The organism is Streptomyces sp. NBC_01016 (assembly GCF_026341035.1).
In the GTDB taxonomy this organism is placed as follows: Bacteria; Actinomycetota; Actinomycetes; order Streptomycetales; family Streptomycetaceae; genus Streptomyces.
Genome location: NZ_JAPEOQ010000001.1, coordinates 5,574,471 through 5,589,828 on the forward strand (window position 1 = coordinate 5,574,471; position 15,358 = coordinate 5,589,828).

Annotated in this window: 16 protein-coding genes; 15 read left to right on the forward strand and 1 reads right to left on the reverse strand. The window is 70.6% G+C overall.

Annotated elements, in window-relative coordinates; translation table 11 throughout:
- Positions 1-2: 2 nt before the first annotated feature.
- The 4 genes from OG746_RS25085 to OG746_RS25100 all read left to right on the forward strand — a co-directional run bounded on the left by OG746_RS25085 (position 3) and on the right by OG746_RS25100 (position 3,777).
- Positions 3-764, forward strand: a complete 762-nt coding sequence (locus tag OG746_RS25085) for an HAD family hydrolase (RefSeq protein WP_266718102.1) — start codon at positions 3-5, stop codon at positions 762-764.
- Positions 761-2,218, forward strand: a complete 1,458-nt coding sequence (locus OG746_RS25090; protein ID WP_266718104.1) for an MFS transporter — start codon at positions 761-763, stop codon at positions 2,216-2,218. The genes OG746_RS25085 and OG746_RS25090 overlap by 4 nt, the downstream gene beginning before the upstream one ends.
- Complete coding sequence (locus OG746_RS25095) at positions 2,215-2,841, forward strand: GDSL-type esterase/lipase family protein (protein ID WP_266718106.1); 627 nt, start codon at positions 2,215-2,217, stop codon at positions 2,839-2,841. Before OG746_RS25090 ends, OG746_RS25095 begins: the two co-directional genes overlap by 4 nt.
- 195 nt (positions 2,842-3,036) lie before the next feature.
- Positions 3,037-3,777 (forward strand): AfsR/SARP family transcriptional regulator, encoded by a 741-nt coding sequence (locus tag OG746_RS25100; protein WP_266718108.1) that lies wholly within the window; start codon positions 3,037-3,039, stop codon positions 3,775-3,777.
- A gap of 26 nt (positions 3,778-3,803) precedes the next feature.
- Here the strand turns inward: OG746_RS25100 and OG746_RS25105 are convergent, their stop codons facing one another.
- Positions 3,804-4,823, reverse strand: coding sequence for an MprF family protein (locus OG746_RS25105; RefSeq protein WP_266718110.1), 1,020 nt, complete (start codon positions 4,821-4,823; stop codon positions 3,804-3,806).
- Positions 4,824-4,953: 130 nt separating this feature from the next.
- On the opposite strand from OG746_RS25105, the gene OG746_RS25110 reads away from it, so the two are divergent.
- The 11 genes from OG746_RS25110 to OG746_RS25160 are packed head-to-tail and all read left to right on the forward strand — an operon-like array spanning position 4,954 to position 15,326.
- Positions 4,954-6,627, forward strand: coding sequence for an aldehyde dehydrogenase family protein (locus tag OG746_RS25110; RefSeq protein WP_266718112.1), 1,674 nt, complete (start codon positions 4,954-4,956; stop codon positions 6,625-6,627).
- Positions 6,615-7,751: an acyl-CoA dehydrogenase family protein gene (locus OG746_RS25115; protein ID WP_266718114.1), complete on the forward strand. Its 1,137-nt coding sequence runs from the start codon at positions 6,615-6,617 to the stop codon at positions 7,749-7,751. The genes OG746_RS25110 and OG746_RS25115 overlap by 13 nt, the downstream gene beginning before the upstream one ends.
- An 8-nt stretch (positions 7,752-7,759) precedes the next feature.
- Positions 7,760-9,070: an aspartate aminotransferase family protein gene (locus OG746_RS25120; protein ID WP_266718116.1), complete on the forward strand. Its 1,311-nt coding sequence runs from the start codon at positions 7,760-7,762 to the stop codon at positions 9,068-9,070.
- Positions 9,057-9,575 (forward strand): type II toxin-antitoxin system RatA family toxin, encoded by a 519-nt coding sequence (locus OG746_RS25125; RefSeq protein WP_266718118.1) that lies wholly within the window; start codon positions 9,057-9,059, stop codon positions 9,573-9,575. The genes OG746_RS25120 and OG746_RS25125 overlap by 14 nt, the downstream gene beginning before the upstream one ends.
- Positions 9,575-10,069: a hypothetical protein gene (locus OG746_RS25130; RefSeq protein ID WP_266718120.1), complete on the forward strand. Its 495-nt coding sequence runs from the start codon at positions 9,575-9,577 to the stop codon at positions 10,067-10,069. The genes OG746_RS25125 and OG746_RS25130 overlap by 1 nt, the downstream gene beginning before the upstream one ends.
- The gene (locus OG746_RS25135) at positions 10,060-10,644 is read left to right on the forward strand and encodes a flavin reductase family protein (RefSeq protein WP_266718122.1); all 585 of its coding nucleotides are present in this window, start codon (positions 10,060-10,062) and stop codon (positions 10,642-10,644) included. Before OG746_RS25130 ends, OG746_RS25135 begins: the two co-directional genes overlap by 10 nt.
- The gene (locus tag OG746_RS25140) at positions 10,641-11,681 is read left to right on the forward strand and encodes a VlmB-like protein (RefSeq protein WP_266718123.1); all 1,041 of its coding nucleotides are present in this window, start codon (positions 10,641-10,643) and stop codon (positions 11,679-11,681) included. The genes OG746_RS25135 and OG746_RS25140 overlap by 4 nt, the downstream gene beginning before the upstream one ends.
- Entirely contained in the window at positions 11,678-12,757 is a 1,080-nt protein-coding gene (locus tag OG746_RS25145) for a fatty acid desaturase family protein (protein ID WP_266718124.1), read from the forward strand. Before OG746_RS25140 ends, OG746_RS25145 begins: the two co-directional genes overlap by 4 nt.
- Positions 12,754-13,782: a beta-ketoacyl-ACP synthase III gene (locus OG746_RS25150; protein WP_266718126.1), complete on the forward strand. Its 1,029-nt coding sequence runs from the start codon at positions 12,754-12,756 to the stop codon at positions 13,780-13,782. The genes OG746_RS25145 and OG746_RS25150 overlap by 4 nt, the downstream gene beginning before the upstream one ends.
- Before the next feature lie 51 nt (positions 13,783-13,833).
- Positions 13,834-14,082, forward strand: coding sequence for an acyl carrier protein (locus tag OG746_RS25155; protein WP_266718128.1), 249 nt, complete (start codon positions 13,834-13,836; stop codon positions 14,080-14,082).
- Positions 14,079-15,326, forward strand: coding sequence for a beta-ketoacyl-[acyl-carrier-protein] synthase family protein (locus OG746_RS25160; RefSeq protein ID WP_266718130.1), 1,248 nt, complete (start codon positions 14,079-14,081; stop codon positions 15,324-15,326). The genes OG746_RS25155 and OG746_RS25160 overlap by 4 nt, the downstream gene beginning before the upstream one ends.
- Positions 15,327-15,358: the final 32 nt, after the last annotated feature.

Genomic DNA, 15,358 nt, shown 5'->3' on the forward strand with positions numbered 1-15,358 from the left:
CCATGTCCTCGGCTCCGCCCGCCGTCGCGTTCTTCGACGTCGACGAGACGCTGATCTCGGTCAACAGCATGTCCCGCTTCCTGCGCCACCACTTGCGGGTCGCCGGACGGTCGCGCCCCGCCCTCGACGAGGCGGTGCGCGGCTTGCGGACCCTCGCGGCGCGCGGTGCGTCCCGGCCCGAGCTGACGCGCGCGTACTACCGCCTCTACGCGGGCTGCGATGCCCGGGAGCTCGCCGCCCAGGGCCGTGCCTGGTTCGCCGAGGAAACCCGCGCCGGCGGCCTGTTCCTGACCGCCACCGTGGCGGCGTTGCGGGAGCACCGGCGCCGCGGTGAGACGGTCGTCCTCGTCTCGGGGTCCTTCGCGCCCTGCCTGGATCCCCTCGCGGAGTGGCTCGGCGCCGACGAGGTGTTCTGCGCCCGACCCGAGTCGATCGGGGGCGTCCTGACCGGGGGTCTTGACCTCGCGATGCTCGGCGAGGAGAAGGCCGCCGCGGTGCGCGCCCTGCTCCGTGCGCGCGGGGTCCGTGCGGACCGCTGTCATGCCTACGGCGACCATGCCTCCGACCTGGCGATGCTGCGTGCCGTGGGCCATCCGGTGGTGGTGGGCGCGGATCCGCTTCTGGCCCGGTGTGCCAAGGAGTACGGGTGGCGGCGAATTCCTGCCAGCGCCGGCCCCCGGAGCTTGCGAGATTGGGGCGAACAGCGGCCGTCGATCGAGGGACGTACATCGAGGGACGTACGACGAAGGAGTGGAGACGCATGAGCCGGAACCCGGATTCGGCTGCCCGGCAGCCGAGTTACCCGGTCGTGGTGACGCTCGCGGCGGGCGCGATCTTCCTGTCGATCCTGGACGCCACCGTGGTCAACCTCGCGATGACGGACCTGCACAGCAGCTTTCCCGGCGCCTCGGTGACCGACCTGACCTGGGTCATCTCGTTGTACGCCATCGTGTTCGCCGCGTGCCTCGCCCCCGCGGGACGCCTCGCCGACGTGCTGGGGCGGCGCCGTCTGTACGTCTGCGGCATGGGCCTGTTCACCTTCGCCTCGCTGCTGTGTGCCGCGGCCCCCGCTCTGCCGGCGCTCCTTGTCGCACGGGGGCTGCAGGGACTGGGGGCGGCGGCCATGATCCCGGCCTCCCTCGCCGTGCTCCTCGCCGATGTGGCCCCGTGGCGCCGAGGGGCGGCGATCGGGCTGTGGAGCGCCGCGGCCTCCGCCGCGGCCGCGGCGGGGCCCAGCCTCGGCGGCATCCTCATCGACACGGCCGGCTGGCGCTCGGTGTTCCTCGTCAACGTCCCCCTGGGCCTCGCCCTGCTCGCGGGGATCAGGGCGGTTCGCGCACCGGCACGCAGCGGGCAGCGGCTTCCCGACCTGTTCGGCACGCTGTTTCTCACGGCCGGCACCGGGCTCCTCGTGCTCGGTGTCACCCAGGGGCGGGAGTGGCACTGGGACGACCCGCGCACGCTGGGCTCCCTCGTCGGGGGCCTCGTCCTGTCGGCATGGGCCCTGCTGCGCGCCAGGCGACACCCGCGGCCCGCCCTGCAGACCAGGCTGTGGCGCAGCAGGCCGTTCGCGCTGGCCAACCTCGTCTCTCTGTTCTTCGGCGCGGCGCTGTACGCCTGGCTCCTGGTCGGGGCGCTCTTGTTGGTGAACGTCTGGCACTACCCGTGGATCTCGGCCGGTCTGTCGATGACGCCGGGGGCGCTGCTGTCCGCGGGGGTCGCGGCGATGGTGGGACGCTCCCTGAGCCGAAGCCGCCCGCACCTGGTGGTGTTCTGCGGCGCGCTGACGCTGGTGGCGGCCGGACTGTGGCTGGGCCTGACGCTCTCCTCGCAGCCCGCCCTGTGGAGCATGTGGATCCCGGTCGGCCTGCTGGCCGGAGCCGGCATCGGCGCCGTCAGCACCGGGGTGTCCAGCGTGGCGGCACTGTCCGTGGAGCCGGCGGACTTCGCCGGTGCCACCGGACTCAACCTGGCGGTACGGCAGATCGGTGGCGCCCTGGGCATCGCGGCGGTGGCCGCCATCCTGCCCGTGGCGACCTCGTCCGACCCTGCCCCGTACCGACATGTGGTGCTCTTCTGCTGTGCCGCGGCTGCCGTCGCGGGTCTGCTGGGCCTTGGCCTCGCCCGGCGCCGCGGCCGCCCCGCGCCGCATGCCGTGCGAACTGCCGCGTCCGCGCTCGAAGTTGATGCCGTCGGTGGCAAGGAACCACAGCCGTGACGGTCTCCGACCACGACCCGCAGTACTGCAAGTCGGCCTCCCTCGCCCGCATGACCTGGCGGCGCTTCATCGTGCTGGGCGACGGCGGCGCCGAGGGCCCCGGGCCCGCCCGCGGTTGCGGCGACCCGCACTGGGCGGACCATGTGGCCGAGGCGCTGAGGTCGGTCCGGCCGGACCTCGCCTATCTCAACCTGGGTCGGCACGAACCCTCGACGGCCCAGGTCCGGGCCGGCCAACTGGCCCGTGCGCTGGCGTTCCGAGGAGACCTGGCCGCGGTCGTCGCCAGCGGCCGGGAGGCAGCGCGCGAGCCCTTCGACATCGACGCCGTCGAGGCGGAGTTGAGCAGGATCGTGGGCCCGCTCCGGAGCTCCGGGGCCGATGTGCTCACCCTCGGACCGTACGGACCGGGCCTGTCCGCCACGTCGGCCGAGGAGCAGCGGAGCGGACCGCGGCGACGGCGGCGGATCCTGGCGGAGCGCACCCGCGACCTCGCTCTGCGGCACGGCGCGCTGTACGTCGACGTACCGACGCGGGCCGCCACGGCCGGCGGCCGGAGTGTGGCCGCCGCGGTCATCCACCGCCTGGCGGACCACCTCGACGCGACCCGAAACGCCCGTTACTGAGGCTTCATGAGTTCAAGCCCAGTATTCGAACCCACCGGCCCGACCGCAGCCCTATCGGACCGAACCGAAGTGTGTCCCATACCAATCCGGGTGCGCCCGCACTACGAAGTATGGTCGAGAACACACGTCAGTCACTTCTCACGTGGCAAAAAACCGGGGGTTCGCATGCAGGTAAGGCTACTTGGGCCGCTCCATGTGATCGAGGAAGACATTCCCATCCAGCTGCCGGGAGAGAAGCTCAGAACGATTATGGCGGCACTGGCTCTCACACCTGGCACGCCGGTACCGGCACTTGATCTGCTTGACGAGCTCTGGGGAGATCAACCTCCGAAAACCGCGGACAACTCCCTGCAATCACATGTAGCACGGTTGCGCCGTGTCCTCACCGAACAGACCGGCAAGCAAAAAGCCCGCCATGTCATCCGTACGACCCGCTCCGGATATCTACTCGATGTCGACCCGGCGGACGTCGACGCGTTGCGCTTCTCGAATGCCGTGGAGGCGGCCGGCCGACGCCTGAACGCAGATTGCGAACTCGCCATCAAGCTGCTCTCCGATGCGTTCTCCGAATGGCGGGGGCCGGCCCTTATCGACACGGGGGACGGCTTGATCTGCCGTATCGCGTATACCCGGCTCGAGGAAACCAGGTTGATGGGCCGGGAGTTGTTCGTCGAGGCACACTTGAGGCTCGGCAGGTACTGGCAGGTGATCCCGGAACTCGAGCAGCTGCTGACCCAGCACCCCTTGCGCGAGCGCTTCTGCGAACAGCTCATGACTGCCCTGTACCACTCCGGCAGGCAGGCGGACGCCCTCAGTGCCTACCGCAGGGTCCAGCACAACCTGGACGCGGAACTGGGGATCGAGCCGGGCCCGGGAATGCGGCGGAGGTTCAGGCAGATCCTTCATCAGGAGGGGGCTCTGCTGCGCGGTGCCTGAGGGGCGAGCTCGGATGTGACAGTGACTCAGATGGACTTGGTCAGCCGGAGGATGCACCAAACGGCGCGCAGACTGGCGCCACCCTCGAAGGCCAGATACTCGGGCAGTACCAACTGCGGACCCCACTTGCTCTTGTACGCGAGCTGACTGGCAGCCGGGTAGACGTGCTCCCCCTTTTCCGCGAGGAATCGCAGGAGCTTTCCCGTCAGGGCGCTGCTCGGCGTCAGTTCATGCGCCGCGTCCAGGCCGGTGAAGGGCGTGAACCCGAAGTGCAGCCACTCGGCGTGCTCACGCGTGAACGTCTCCAGGGCGGTGGCGTTGATGGCCTCCATCACCCCGGGCCCGGATTCCGGCAGACGCCGGCTGAGATCGTGCAGCCAGCCGGGGCGGGATCCGAACGCGGGAGCGTAGGAAATATAGGCCAGCGGCCTGCCGTCGAGCGTCCCCAGGAACAGCCGCCGGTGCCGCTGCACCCGCCCGCCGGTCTCCCCGACCAGGAACTCGATCTCCTTGACGTGCCTGCCCATCCCGCGCAGCCACGCCTCGTCGATCCGCTCGACACCGTCCTGGTGTTCCGCGAACGAGACCTCCTGGACGTCAAGTCCGTCACGCCTGGCCCGCGAGATCTTGTTACGCAGCTTCATGAACCGTGTGCCGCGCAGCGTGAATTCGGGCAGCCGGACCGCATAGGAGGCCCCCACCTGATTGAGGACGAACCCCGCAGCCGCATATAATTCAGCGTCGGCGCGCTGCAGTTGAATACTGACGATCAGGCGTTTTCGCGCACGCGCATACTCCTTGAAATCCTGGAGTGCCGCCGCCTGTTGCCCCGGAGACCCGAATACGCCGCCGAACTGAACGAAGAAGCGCCCCGCCTCCCGATAGGCGACGAGTGCGCCTCCGTCGCCGATGAATATCTTGTTGCCGGCGTTCAGTGCCAGAAAAGCGCTGGGGTTGTCCGCGTACTTCTGAATGGCAGTCAGCGCCAGCTCCGTCGTCTCGGGGCCCTCCGCGCGCTCTTGCAATATGTTCGGCAGTCGGCTCATTTGTCGCACACCCTCCATCAGGCGGACGCTATTTTTGGCCAACGTATCTGAAAGTCAGCGGAGTTGGCTGACGTTGCGGTCTCAGTGGATTCTCAGCTGTATTTCAGTGACCCTTGCCATGCTCACCGGCATGTACCGAAACTATTCGTCCTACGTAAACGGGCAACACCTGCCCAGCGAGGAATGGGTCTACGTACTCAGCGCCGATTCCTTGCTGGACGACGTCTTCGCGAGCCTGGCACTCAAAAGGAAACTGGAACAGGGCCGCATTCCACCGCACGACCTCCCGTCGACCGTCGTCGGACGCGTCGCGAAGGCCGATCGTGCCACCATCCAGCGCGCCGTCGAAGCCGCGGCCGCGGCAGCCCCCGCCTGGAGTGCCGTTCCGTCGCACATCCGCATGGAGACCGTGGGCCGCATGCTGCACGCCCGCCTCGCCGACCACGCCGAGGACATCGCCGCCGTCCTGGTCGAGGAAGGGCACCCCCTGGCACTGGCACGGTGGCAGGTCTCCGGCATGCTGGAGTGCTTCGGCCCGGAGTCGGTGAGTTTCTACCGGTCCCAGATGCTGCAGGAGTTCCATCGAGGCGAGCGCCGCCTCCAGGTGCGTCGGCAGCCCGACGGAGTGGTCTGTCTCAACCCCCCGCAGAACGCGCCCCTGTCCAGCGCCCTTCTCGGCGTGACGGCGCTGATGGCCGGCAATGCGCTGGTGGTGCGGGCCCCGCGCAGCGCGCCGCTGGGCGTCATGTACGTCATGCAGGAGATCGTGGCCCCCGTCCTCGCGGAGTGCGGCGCTCCGCCGGGCACGCTGAACGTCGTCTGCGGCGATCCGGCGCCGATGCTGAGCTGCTGGCTGGGGCATCCCGCGGTGAACGACATCATCTATTTCGGCAGCAGCGACGCGGGGTTGAAGTTCGAGGCACGCTGCATCGCCGCGGGTAAGAAGCCGATCCTGGAACTTGCGGGCAACGACGTCGTCACCGTATGGAAAGACGCCGACATCGACCTCGCGGCCGAGGCCCTCACCGAGAGCTTCTACGGCTCCGGGCAGCTGTGCATGATTCCCAACCAGGTGCTCGTGCACCCCGATGTCGCGGACGCGCTCGTCGCGTCCCTGGTACGGCAGATCGGCCACATCCGGCCGGGCTACCCATGGGAACCCGACGTGCTGCTGACGCCGGTGCTGCGCAACGAGAAATTCTTCAGCTGCTTGAAGGACGCCCGCGACAAGGGCGCCAAGGTGGTCTGCGGCGGCCACCCGATGCAGCTCGACGAAGTCCGCGACCCGGGCGGCATCTTCCTGGAGCCGACCGTGATTCTGGTGCGCGGCGTCGAAGGTGCACGCGAGCTCCACGCCGTGCGGCACGAGACGTTCTTTCCGCTGCTTCCCGTGATCGTCGCCGACTCCGCGCCGGACACCGAGTTGATGGCCACCTTCATCGGCTTCGTGAACTCCAATCGCTACGGCCTGCGCAACTCGCTGTGGGCCAAGGACCCGGCCGTCATCGACGAGTTCATCGCCCGCGTCCACACCGGCGGCCTGTTCAAGGTGAACGACTCGCACATCGGCTTCCTGCCGTATATGCCCACACACGGCGGCACCGGGCTGACCGGAGGCGTCTTCGGCGAGGCCAACTACCCGATCCTGCGGACCTCGCACCTCCAGGGCGTGAGCATCAGCCCGGGCTCCCGGCCCCGGGACGCGGTCTTCGGCGCCTGGCAGAACCTGATCGACGAGCGCCTCGGCAACGGCAGCCGCTCGCAGCCGGATGCCCACAAGGAGACGACGCCATGCGCTCGATGAACACCGCTCGCCGCACCTGCGAGGAGTTCCTGCCCGGCCTGCTGGCCGCACTCGACGAAATTCCGCTGGCCGATCTGGAGCGGCCGGGAAGCCCGGCCATCGGCCTCTTTCGCGCGCACGGCGGTCCAGGTCTCGTCATTCCCCGGACCTACTCGGGAAGCGGCGCCACGCCGCTGCAGGCCGTGGACGTCACCAGGGCGCTGGCCGCCGTCGCCCCGTCCCTCGCGGTGGCCACCACCATGCACCACTTCTCCGTGGCCACCCTGTTCGCGCTCGCCGACAGCCCGCAGAGCGACGGCGTCGAGTGGGCGCTGCTGGAAGGGATCGTCGAACAAAGGCTCCTGGTCGCCTCGGGATTCGCCGAGGGACGCCCCGGCCAAGGCATCCTCAGCCCCACGGTCCTGGCACGGCCGGACGGAAAGGGCTACCGCATCAGCGGGTCGAAGAAGCCCTGCAGCCTCTCCCGCTCCATGGACCTGCTCACCGCGAGCGCCGCGCTGCCGAACGCGGACGGCACCAGCGACTTGGCGGTGGTGCTCGTACCGCGGCAGGCGGAGGGGCTGACCGTGGAGCCGTTCTGGTCGAGCTGGGCACTGGCCGGCGCGGAGAGCGACGAGGTGCGGTTGCACGAAGTCTTCGTCGACGAGCAGCAGTTGATGCGCACCGAGACCGGCGAGGCGGGCGAGCTGGACGAGCTCCAGACCATCGGCCTCATCTGGTTCGAACTGCTCATCACCGCCTCTTACGCCGGAATGGCCGGCGCCCTGGTCGAACGCGTCCTGACCAGCGGCCGCGGCACGAACACCGAACGGGCCGAGCTGCTCACCCGCTGCGAGACGGCGACGCTGCTCACCGAGGGCACCGCCCGCATGATCGAGGACAAGGCGGTGGGCGACGAGGGACTCGCCCGGGCCCTGGTCGCGCGCTACGCCGCGCAGGACCTGATCCGTGAGGTCGTGGCCCGCGCCGTGGAGCTGCTCGGCGGGATGGCCTTCATCGGCTCGCCCGACATCGCCACCCTGGCGGCCGCCTCGCACGGCCTGTCCTTCCACCCGCCGTCCCGCTCCAGCTTCGCCGACCCCTGGCTCGAGCACGCCGCCGGCCATCCACTGCGACTGGCATGAGGAGCGCCATGACCACGACCATCACGCCCGCGCAGCCGCCGGGCCGCGAAGAGATCGGCCGGCTGTACCGGACCCGCCTGAGCAAGGGCCGCGCCACCCTCGGCGAACTCCTCGGCGGCGAGCTGGAGATGGAGTCGCAGGGCGCCTGGGTGACCACCGCGACCGGACGGCGGCTGCTCAACTGCGGCGGCTACGGCGTCCTCCTGATGGGCGCCCGGCACCCCGTCGTCGTAGCCCACGTCACCGAGCAGCTGCACCGCAACCCGGTGGCCACCCGCGTCCTTCTCGAACCCCAGGCGGCGCTGGCCGCCGACGCGCTGGTGGCCAAGGCGCCGACGGGTCTCGACCGGGTGCACTTCGCCTGCTCCGGCGCGGAGGCCGTGGAGACCGCCATCAAGATCGCCCGCACCCGGGGCAAGGACCGGCTCATCGCCACGCACGGCGGCTACCACGGCAAGACCATGGGCGCGCTCAGCCTCACCGGCAAGGACCTGTTCAAGGACCCGTTCCGCCCCCTGCTCCCCGGCACCTGCCATGTACCGTACGGCGACGCCGAAGCGCTGGCCGAGCGGCTCGACGCGGCATCCGGCCGCGCCTGCGTGGTGATCGAGCCGGTCCAGGGCGAGGCGGGCGTGGTGCTGCCGCCACCCGGCTATCTGCGCACGGTCCAGGAGCTGTGCCGCGCCCATGACGCGCTCTTCGTCCTGGACGAGATCCAGACCGGACTCGGCCGTCTCGGCTCCTGGTGGGGAGCGGACGAGGAAGGGCTCACCCCGGACCTGCTGCTGGCAGGCAAGGGCCTTGGCGGCGGCATCATGCCCGTCTCGGCGGTCATCGCGGCGGCGGACGTGTTCGGCGCCTTCGACCGGGACCCGTATCTGCACACCTCCACCTTCTCCGGCATGCCGCTGGCGATGGCCGCCGTGCGCGGCGCGCTGCGGGCCATCGAGGAGGAGGACCTGGTGACCCGCGCCCGCGAGCTGGGCCGCGTACTCCTGGCCGGGATCGACCGGATCGCGCGGGAGTGCTTCGGCGATCTCGTACGGGAGGTGCGCGGCCGGGGGCTGCTCATCGGCGTCGAGTTCGCCGGGCCGGGTCCGGCCGGCGACCTGCTGGTCGAGCTGATCCGGCAGGGCGTGGTGGCGAACCATTCGCTCAACTCCCACCTGGTGCTGCGCTTCACCCCGCCCGCCGTCCTCGGCCCGTCGGAGGTGCAGTTCCTCCTCGCGGCGTTCGAACGTGCCTGCCGCGTGCAGGCAGCCCGCTATGTCCCCGACATCCAGACTCACGAAGGTGGCGTCGCCCATGCGCAGCGTTGATGTGACCATCGGCGTCCCCGGTATCGCCGCGGAAGCGGTGTACGACCGGGTCGCGGAATTCGCCCGCTATCCCGAACTCACCCCGGTGGTCCTGTCGGTCACCGTCCACGACCTCAGCGAGACGGAGGAGACCAGCGCCTGGGAGGTGTACTTCCGCAACGGCATCCTGCGCTGGACCGAGTCCGACCACTTCGACCGGCCGACGCTCACCATCACCTTCACCCAACTCGACGGTGACTTCGAGGTGTTCGAAGGCACGTGGCGGATCGCCGCCGAGGGCAGCGAAGTACGGGTCGCCTTCCGCGCGGCCTTCGACTTCGGCATCCCCAGCCTGGCGGGCATCCTGGAGCCGGTGGCCGAGCGGGTCTTCAAGGAGACCATCGCCCAGGTGGTGCTCGGCCTGTTCCCCTCGGGCGCGGTGCTCGGCGACCGGGCGCTGGCCCGCACCGTGGGCGGCGCTCCGGCCGCGTCGCTTGCTCCCGCCCAGTCGTGGCAGGCCGGCTGATGGACACCAAGAACCTGTTCATGACGCCGGTGACCGCGCGGCTGATACGGGCGGAGTACGGGCTCGGCCTTGTCGTCGCCACGGTCTTGTTCTTCGTCCACCTCGATCAGGTGCGATGGCTGCCCGCCCTGGTGCTCTTCGCCTATATCGACCTGATCGGATACCTCCCAGGAGCCATCCAGTACCGGCGCCGCGAGGGCCGGGTCGGCAAGGGCTATTACGTCGCCTACAACCTCATGCACTCCATGGTCACGCAGGGGCTGCTGGCGCTGGGGTGGATCTGGCTGTGGGGCTTCGAGTGGGCGCTGCTCGCGCTGCCCATCCACTTGTGCGGCGACAGGGCGCTGTTCGGCAACTACCTCAAGCCGTTCGCTCTGCGCTTCGAGCCCGTCACGCACCAGGCGTACCGCCGCTTCCGCAGCGAGTTCGCGGCGGCGGACGCGGTGGCCACCGGCAGCGACGCCACGAGCCAGGGCCCGCTGCCATGGCCGTAGCCACCCGACGCTCCTCCGCGACGGCCCGTGCGGCCGGCGACACCGCCGTCCTCACCGCGATGCGCCACTTCGTCACCGGCGTGACGGTCCTCATCTGCGGGGTGGGGGAGGCGGCCGAGGGGGTCACGGTCAGCACGTTCAGCACCGTCCCCGGCGACCCCCCGATGGCCTGTGTGGCGCTGCGCCGCGGCAGCCGGGGACTGCGCGCCCTGGCCAACAGCCCGGTATTCGTCGCCAATGCGCTGGCGGCGACGCAGGAGCCCCTCGCCCGGCACTTCGCCCGCCGCGGCCGGCCCCGCGGCCTGGGACAACTGCCGCCGGACGGCTGGCTCGGCGACCCGGGCGACGACGTGCCCCGGCTCAGCGGAGCGGTGGCGTGGCTGGAGTGCCGGCCTGAGCTCACCATCCCGCTCAGCGACCACGAACTGGTGGTCGCCCAGGTCGTATCGGCGGTCCACACCGGAGCCGCCCCGCTCGTCAACTTCGCCTACGACCTGCACCCCGGCCCTGTAGCCCCCTCCGCCCCCGGAACCTCCACCCCTGTCCCGCGACAGACCGAAAGGGATCCCTCATGACGCCACCGACCACGCCACCGACCACGACACCGACCACGACACCGACCACGCCACCGACCACGGCACCGGCACCGGGGACCGTACCGGCGGCCATCCCCTCCGAGGCCGACTGGAACACGGCTCCCTCGCTCCTGGACGGCGCGGAACGCCTCGAACTCACCCCGGCCGTCTGCAACTTGCGGTACTGGCTCAGCGTCGTGCCGCACGGCACCTTGCGCGGCAACGTCTCGGGCCACGACGCGAACGTACGGCCACTGGCCGCGGTCAGTGCGGCAGGACCGCTCAACAGCGCACTCACCCAGGAGCTCGCCTACCGCTCCCTCGCGGAGGAGAAGGCCACCCGGGCCATCGGCTATCTGACGGCGCTCGCGCCCGACACCGACAGCATGGAGTTCTACGCCACCCAGCTGCTCGACGAGGCCCGGCACGCCATGGTCTTCCGCAGCCACCTGCTCGACCTCGGCGTGTCCCGTGCGGAGCTGCGGGCCACCGTGGCCCGCCTCGCGGCCGCCGACGAGGAGCAGATCCTCGCCCCCCTGGAGGACTTCGGGCTGCGCGTACTGCGCGACGAGCGCGACTTCATCGGCGGCGTACTGGTCCTGACGGTCCTGGTCGAGGGCGTGCTGGCGCCGGCCGCCGAGCTCAGCGAGCGCAAGTGGCGGATCTTCGACCCGGCGGCAGCCGACATCGAGCGGGGCGCCGGCATCGACGAGATCCGGCACCTCACGGTCGGCAGCGCCATCGTCCGCGACCACCTCCGCGCACACCCGCACGACAAGGCACGACTCCTGGAGCTGATCCAGGAGGGCTACGCCCTGTGGGACAAGCTGCCGACCACCGAGGTGCTTGCACGCCGCGAGGAGCTCTTCCAGCAGGGCATCGAGCGGCACGCCGACCTCCTGGGCGACTACGAGATCTGGCCCGGCCGCCGCCTGGCGGACACCACCGCGCGCGAACGCCTCGAAACCGCCCACGCATGGGCCGCGCACCTGCAGCGGACCCGGCTGGCCCACATGGGTCTCCAGGAGGCGATATGAGCTCCCTGGACGGCACCCCCCACCCCCTGGCCGCGACGCCGGAAGACACCCCGAACATGCCGGAGATCACCCGCCTGGTGCGGGAAGCCGGCCTCCTGGACTCCCAACCCGGCTACTACGCCTTAAAGATCACCGCGAACCTGTTGCTCCTCGCCGCCGGCTGGACCTGCTTCGCGTTGCTCGGCGACAGCTGGTGGCAACTGGCCGTGGCGGCCTTCCTCGCGGTGTGCTGGGGCCAGACCGACCTCATCGGGCACGACGCGGGACACCGCCAGATCTTCCGGACCCGGCGGGCCGGCGAGGTGATCGGGTACACCCACGGCAATCTGCTCACCGGCGTGAGCTTCGGCTGGTGGGTCGCCCACCACACCAAGCACCACAACTACCCCAACCACCTCTCGCTGGACCCGGACATCCTCCGCCGACAGGTGATCTTCGACGCCAAGGACAGCGCAAAACGCACCGGAGCCGTCGGCCGGTACATCGTGCGGCACCAGGCGTGGATGTTCTACGTGCTCATCCTCATGGAAGGACTGCGCCTGCACGCCTCCGGATACGTGGCGGCACGCAAGGGCGCACTGAAGCGTCACGTCGCCCTCGACCTGGCCCTGCTGACACTCCATCTGGCGGCCTATCTGACCGCGGTCCTCATGGTCCTCCCGGCGGCCCTCGCCGTGGCCTTCATCGTCGTCCACCAGGCGCTCTTCGGCTTCTACATGGGCCTGCTGTTCGCCCCCAACCACAAGGGCCAGCCCGTACGCGACGGCACGGAGGAGGAACTCGACTGGCTCACCCGGCAGGTGATCACCTCACGCAATCTGGCACCCCACCGGATCACGGACTTCTTCTACGGCGGGCTCAACTACCAGATCGAGCACCACCTGTTCCCGTCCATGCCCCGCAGGAATCTGCGCCGCGCCCAGCCGCTGGTGAAGGACTACCTGGTGCGCAGCGGCCTGCCGTACGCCGAGGAGCGGCTGCTGCGCTCCTACCTCATGGTCGCCGACCACCTCGGTACGGTCAGCCGGGCCGCGGCCGATCCCGACCGCGCCCCGTCGCCCCGGGAAGCCCGGTGAACGCCGCGGCGGCGGTGCTGTGCGGCCTCGGCACCTGGCTTCCGCCCCAGGCGGTCACCAATGACGACCTGGCCCGGGAACTGGACACGTCCGACGACTGGATCCGCAGCCGTACCGGGATCGGGACCCGCTTCGTCGCCGCCCCGACCGTCGCCACCTCCGATCTCGCGGTGGAGGCGGGCCGGCGGGCGCTGAAATCCGCGGGCCGCGATGCCGTGGACGGGGTGGTGCTTGCCACCACCACCCCGGACCGCCCCTGCCCGGCCACCGCCCCGCTGGTGGCGGCCCGGCTGGGCCTCGGCACCGTGGCCGCCTTCGACGTGGGCGCGGTCTGCACCGGATTCCTGTACGCCCTGGCCACCGGTGCCGGGTTGATCGCCGCGGGAACGGTGGGCAGCGTGCTGGTCATCGGCGCGGATACGTACTCCCGCATCCTCGACCCCGCCGACCGCTCCACGCGCGCCATCTTCGGCGACGGCGCCGGAGCGGTGGTGCTGCGGTCCGGTGGTGCGACGGAGCCCGGCGCGCTCGGCTCGGCGGTGCTCGGAAGCGACGGTACGGGCAGCGAGCTCATCACCGTCCGCTCGGGCGGCTCCCGCGAGCCGCTGCAAATGTCCGGTACGTCCGGTATGGGCACCGGCACGGGTGGTCCCGCGGACCCGTACTTCCGGATGGCGGGCAAGGCCGTCTTCCGCAGCGCCGTGGAGCGCATGGCCGATGCCGCGCTGACCGCGGCGCGTCGCGCCGGCTGGACCACGGACGACATCGACCGGCTCGTCGCGCACCAGGCCAACCTACGGATCCTGCACGCGGTGGCGGACCGGATGCGGCTCCCGCGGCACCGCTGCCCGGTCCATCTCGACCAGGTCGGCAACACCGCGGCCGCCTCCATCCCACTGGCCCTCGCGCACGCCGTGGCCACCGGCACGCTGGCCCCCGGTCACCGCACCGTACTCACGGCCTTCGGCGGCGGCCTCACCTGGGGCTCCTGCACCCTCCGCTGGCCGGCCCTCACCCCCGCTTGAGCACATCCGCACCCACTCATCAAGCTCATCAAGCTCATCAAGGAGAACGACATGACCGCCACCACCACTTACGACCGCTTCGTGGGCCTGCTGGCCAAGGGCTTCGGCGTCGAGGCCGACGAGGTCTCACCGGAGAGCACCTTCGCGGAGCTGGAACTGGACTCACTGGCCCTCGTGGAGCTGACCCTCGCCGCGCAGGAGGAATTCGGCATCACCCTCACCGAAGACGAGCTGCACGCGACGAGCACCATGACGGAGGCGGCGGGGACTCTCGACTCCAAGCTGGTGACAGTCCGATGACCGCGGCCGCCGGCGGGTACGACGCGGCGGTCACGGGCATCGGCATGGTGACCGCCGCCGGCCTCGACACCGCCGCTTCCTGGGACCGCATCAAGGCCGCGTCCGGCACCGCCGCACGGCGGGTGCCCGCGCTCGCGGGAATCCCCGCCGACATCGGCTGTTGGATACCCGACTTCGATCCGGCCGCCGTGATCGGCGCACGCAAGGCGTGGCGCCTGGACCGCAGCAGCCAGTTCGCGGTCGCCGCCGCGGCCGAAGCTCTCGCGGACGCGGGCCTCCGTCCGGCGGACTGGGAGGGCGACGCGGGCGCGCGGGTGGGCGTGGTGCTGGGCAGCGGCATCGGCGGCGCCGGGACCTGGGAGAAGCAGCACGGCGTGCTGCTGGATCAGGGGCCGGGGAAGGTGTCCGCCATGCTGATCCCCATGCTCGCGATCAACATGCCGGCGGGCCATATCGCCATGGAGATCGGTGCCCGCGGGCCCAACTTCGTGACGGCCACCGCCTGCGCGTCGGGCGCCACCGCCGTGGGTGCGGCGCGCGAACTGCTGCGTGGCGGGCACTGCGACGTGGTGCTCACGGGCGGCACCGAGGCGTGTCTCGTGCCCTCCATCATCTCGGGCTTTCAGCAGATGGGCGCGCTGTCCGGGCGTCGCGACGACCCCACGGCGGCCTCCCGCCCGTTCGACGTCGACCGCGACGGCTTCGTGCCGGCCGAGGGCGCCGCCGTCCTGGTCCTCGAGCGTCCGGAGAGCGCCCGGGCCCGCGGAGCGCGCATCCGCGCCCACATCAGCGGATACGGGGCCTCGGCGGATGCCTACAATGCCACCGCGCCGGAACCCCGGGGCGCCGGCGCGGAGTTGGCTCTGCGCGCGGCCCTGAAGGACGCGGGAGTGGCTGCGCACGCGGTGGACCATGTCAACGCTCATGGCACCGCGACGCCCCTGAACGACCTGATGGAGGCCCGGCTGATCCGCCGGGTCCTCGGGGGCCGGCCCGCGGTGACCTCGGTCAAGGGCGTGACGGGCCACTCGCTGGGGGCTTCCGGAGCCGTCGAAGTGGCCGTCGCCGCCCTCACCATGGAGCAGCAGCTGATCCCGCCGACCGCGAACCTGGACAGCCAGGACCCTCGGATCGACCTGGACGTCGTCGTCAAGGAGGCCCGCCCTGCCGACGTGGAGGTCGCCGTCAGCAATTCCTTCGGCTTCGGCGGCCAGAACGCCGTGGTGCTGCTGACCCGCCCCTGATGAATGCCGCTGCCGACCCAGCAGGCTGCGCC

Coding starts and splice junctions, on each gene's coding strand:
- OG746_RS25085 (WP_266718102.1), top strand. CDS start 3: ATGTCCTCGGCTCCGCCCGCCGTCGCGTTCTTCGACGTCGACGAGACG.
- OG746_RS25120 (WP_266718116.1), top strand. CDS start 7,760: ATGACCACGACCATCACGCCCGCGCAGCCGCCGGGCCGCGAAGAGATC.
- OG746_RS25105 (WP_266718110.1), bottom strand. CDS start 4,823: ATGAGCCGACTGCCGAACATATTGCAAGAGCGCGCGGAGGGCCCCGAG.
- OG746_RS25110 (WP_266718112.1), top strand. CDS start 4,954: ATGTACCGAAACTATTCGTCCTACGTAAACGGGCAACACCTGCCCAGC.
- OG746_RS25155 (WP_266718128.1), top strand. CDS start 13,834: ATGACCGCCACCACCACTTACGACCGCTTCGTGGGCCTGCTGGCCAAG.
- OG746_RS25135 (WP_266718122.1), top strand. CDS start 10,060: ATGGCCGTAGCCACCCGACGCTCCTCCGCGACGGCCCGTGCGGCCGGC.
- OG746_RS25115 (WP_266718114.1), top strand. CDS start 6,615: ATGCGCTCGATGAACACCGCTCGCCGCACCTGCGAGGAGTTCCTGCCC.
- OG746_RS25145 (WP_266718124.1), top strand. CDS start 11,678: ATGAGCTCCCTGGACGGCACCCCCCACCCCCTGGCCGCGACGCCGGAA.
- OG746_RS25140 (WP_266718123.1), top strand. CDS start 10,641: ATGACGCCACCGACCACGCCACCGACCACGACACCGACCACGACACCG.
- OG746_RS25160 (WP_266718130.1), top strand. CDS start 14,079: ATGACCGCGGCCGCCGGCGGGTACGACGCGGCGGTCACGGGCATCGGC.
- OG746_RS25130 (WP_266718120.1), top strand. CDS start 9,575: ATGGACACCAAGAACCTGTTCATGACGCCGGTGACCGCGCGGCTGATA.
- OG746_RS25125 (WP_266718118.1), top strand. CDS start 9,057: ATGCGCAGCGTTGATGTGACCATCGGCGTCCCCGGTATCGCCGCGGAA.
- OG746_RS25090 (WP_266718104.1), top strand. CDS start 761: ATGAGCCGGAACCCGGATTCGGCTGCCCGGCAGCCGAGTTACCCGGTC.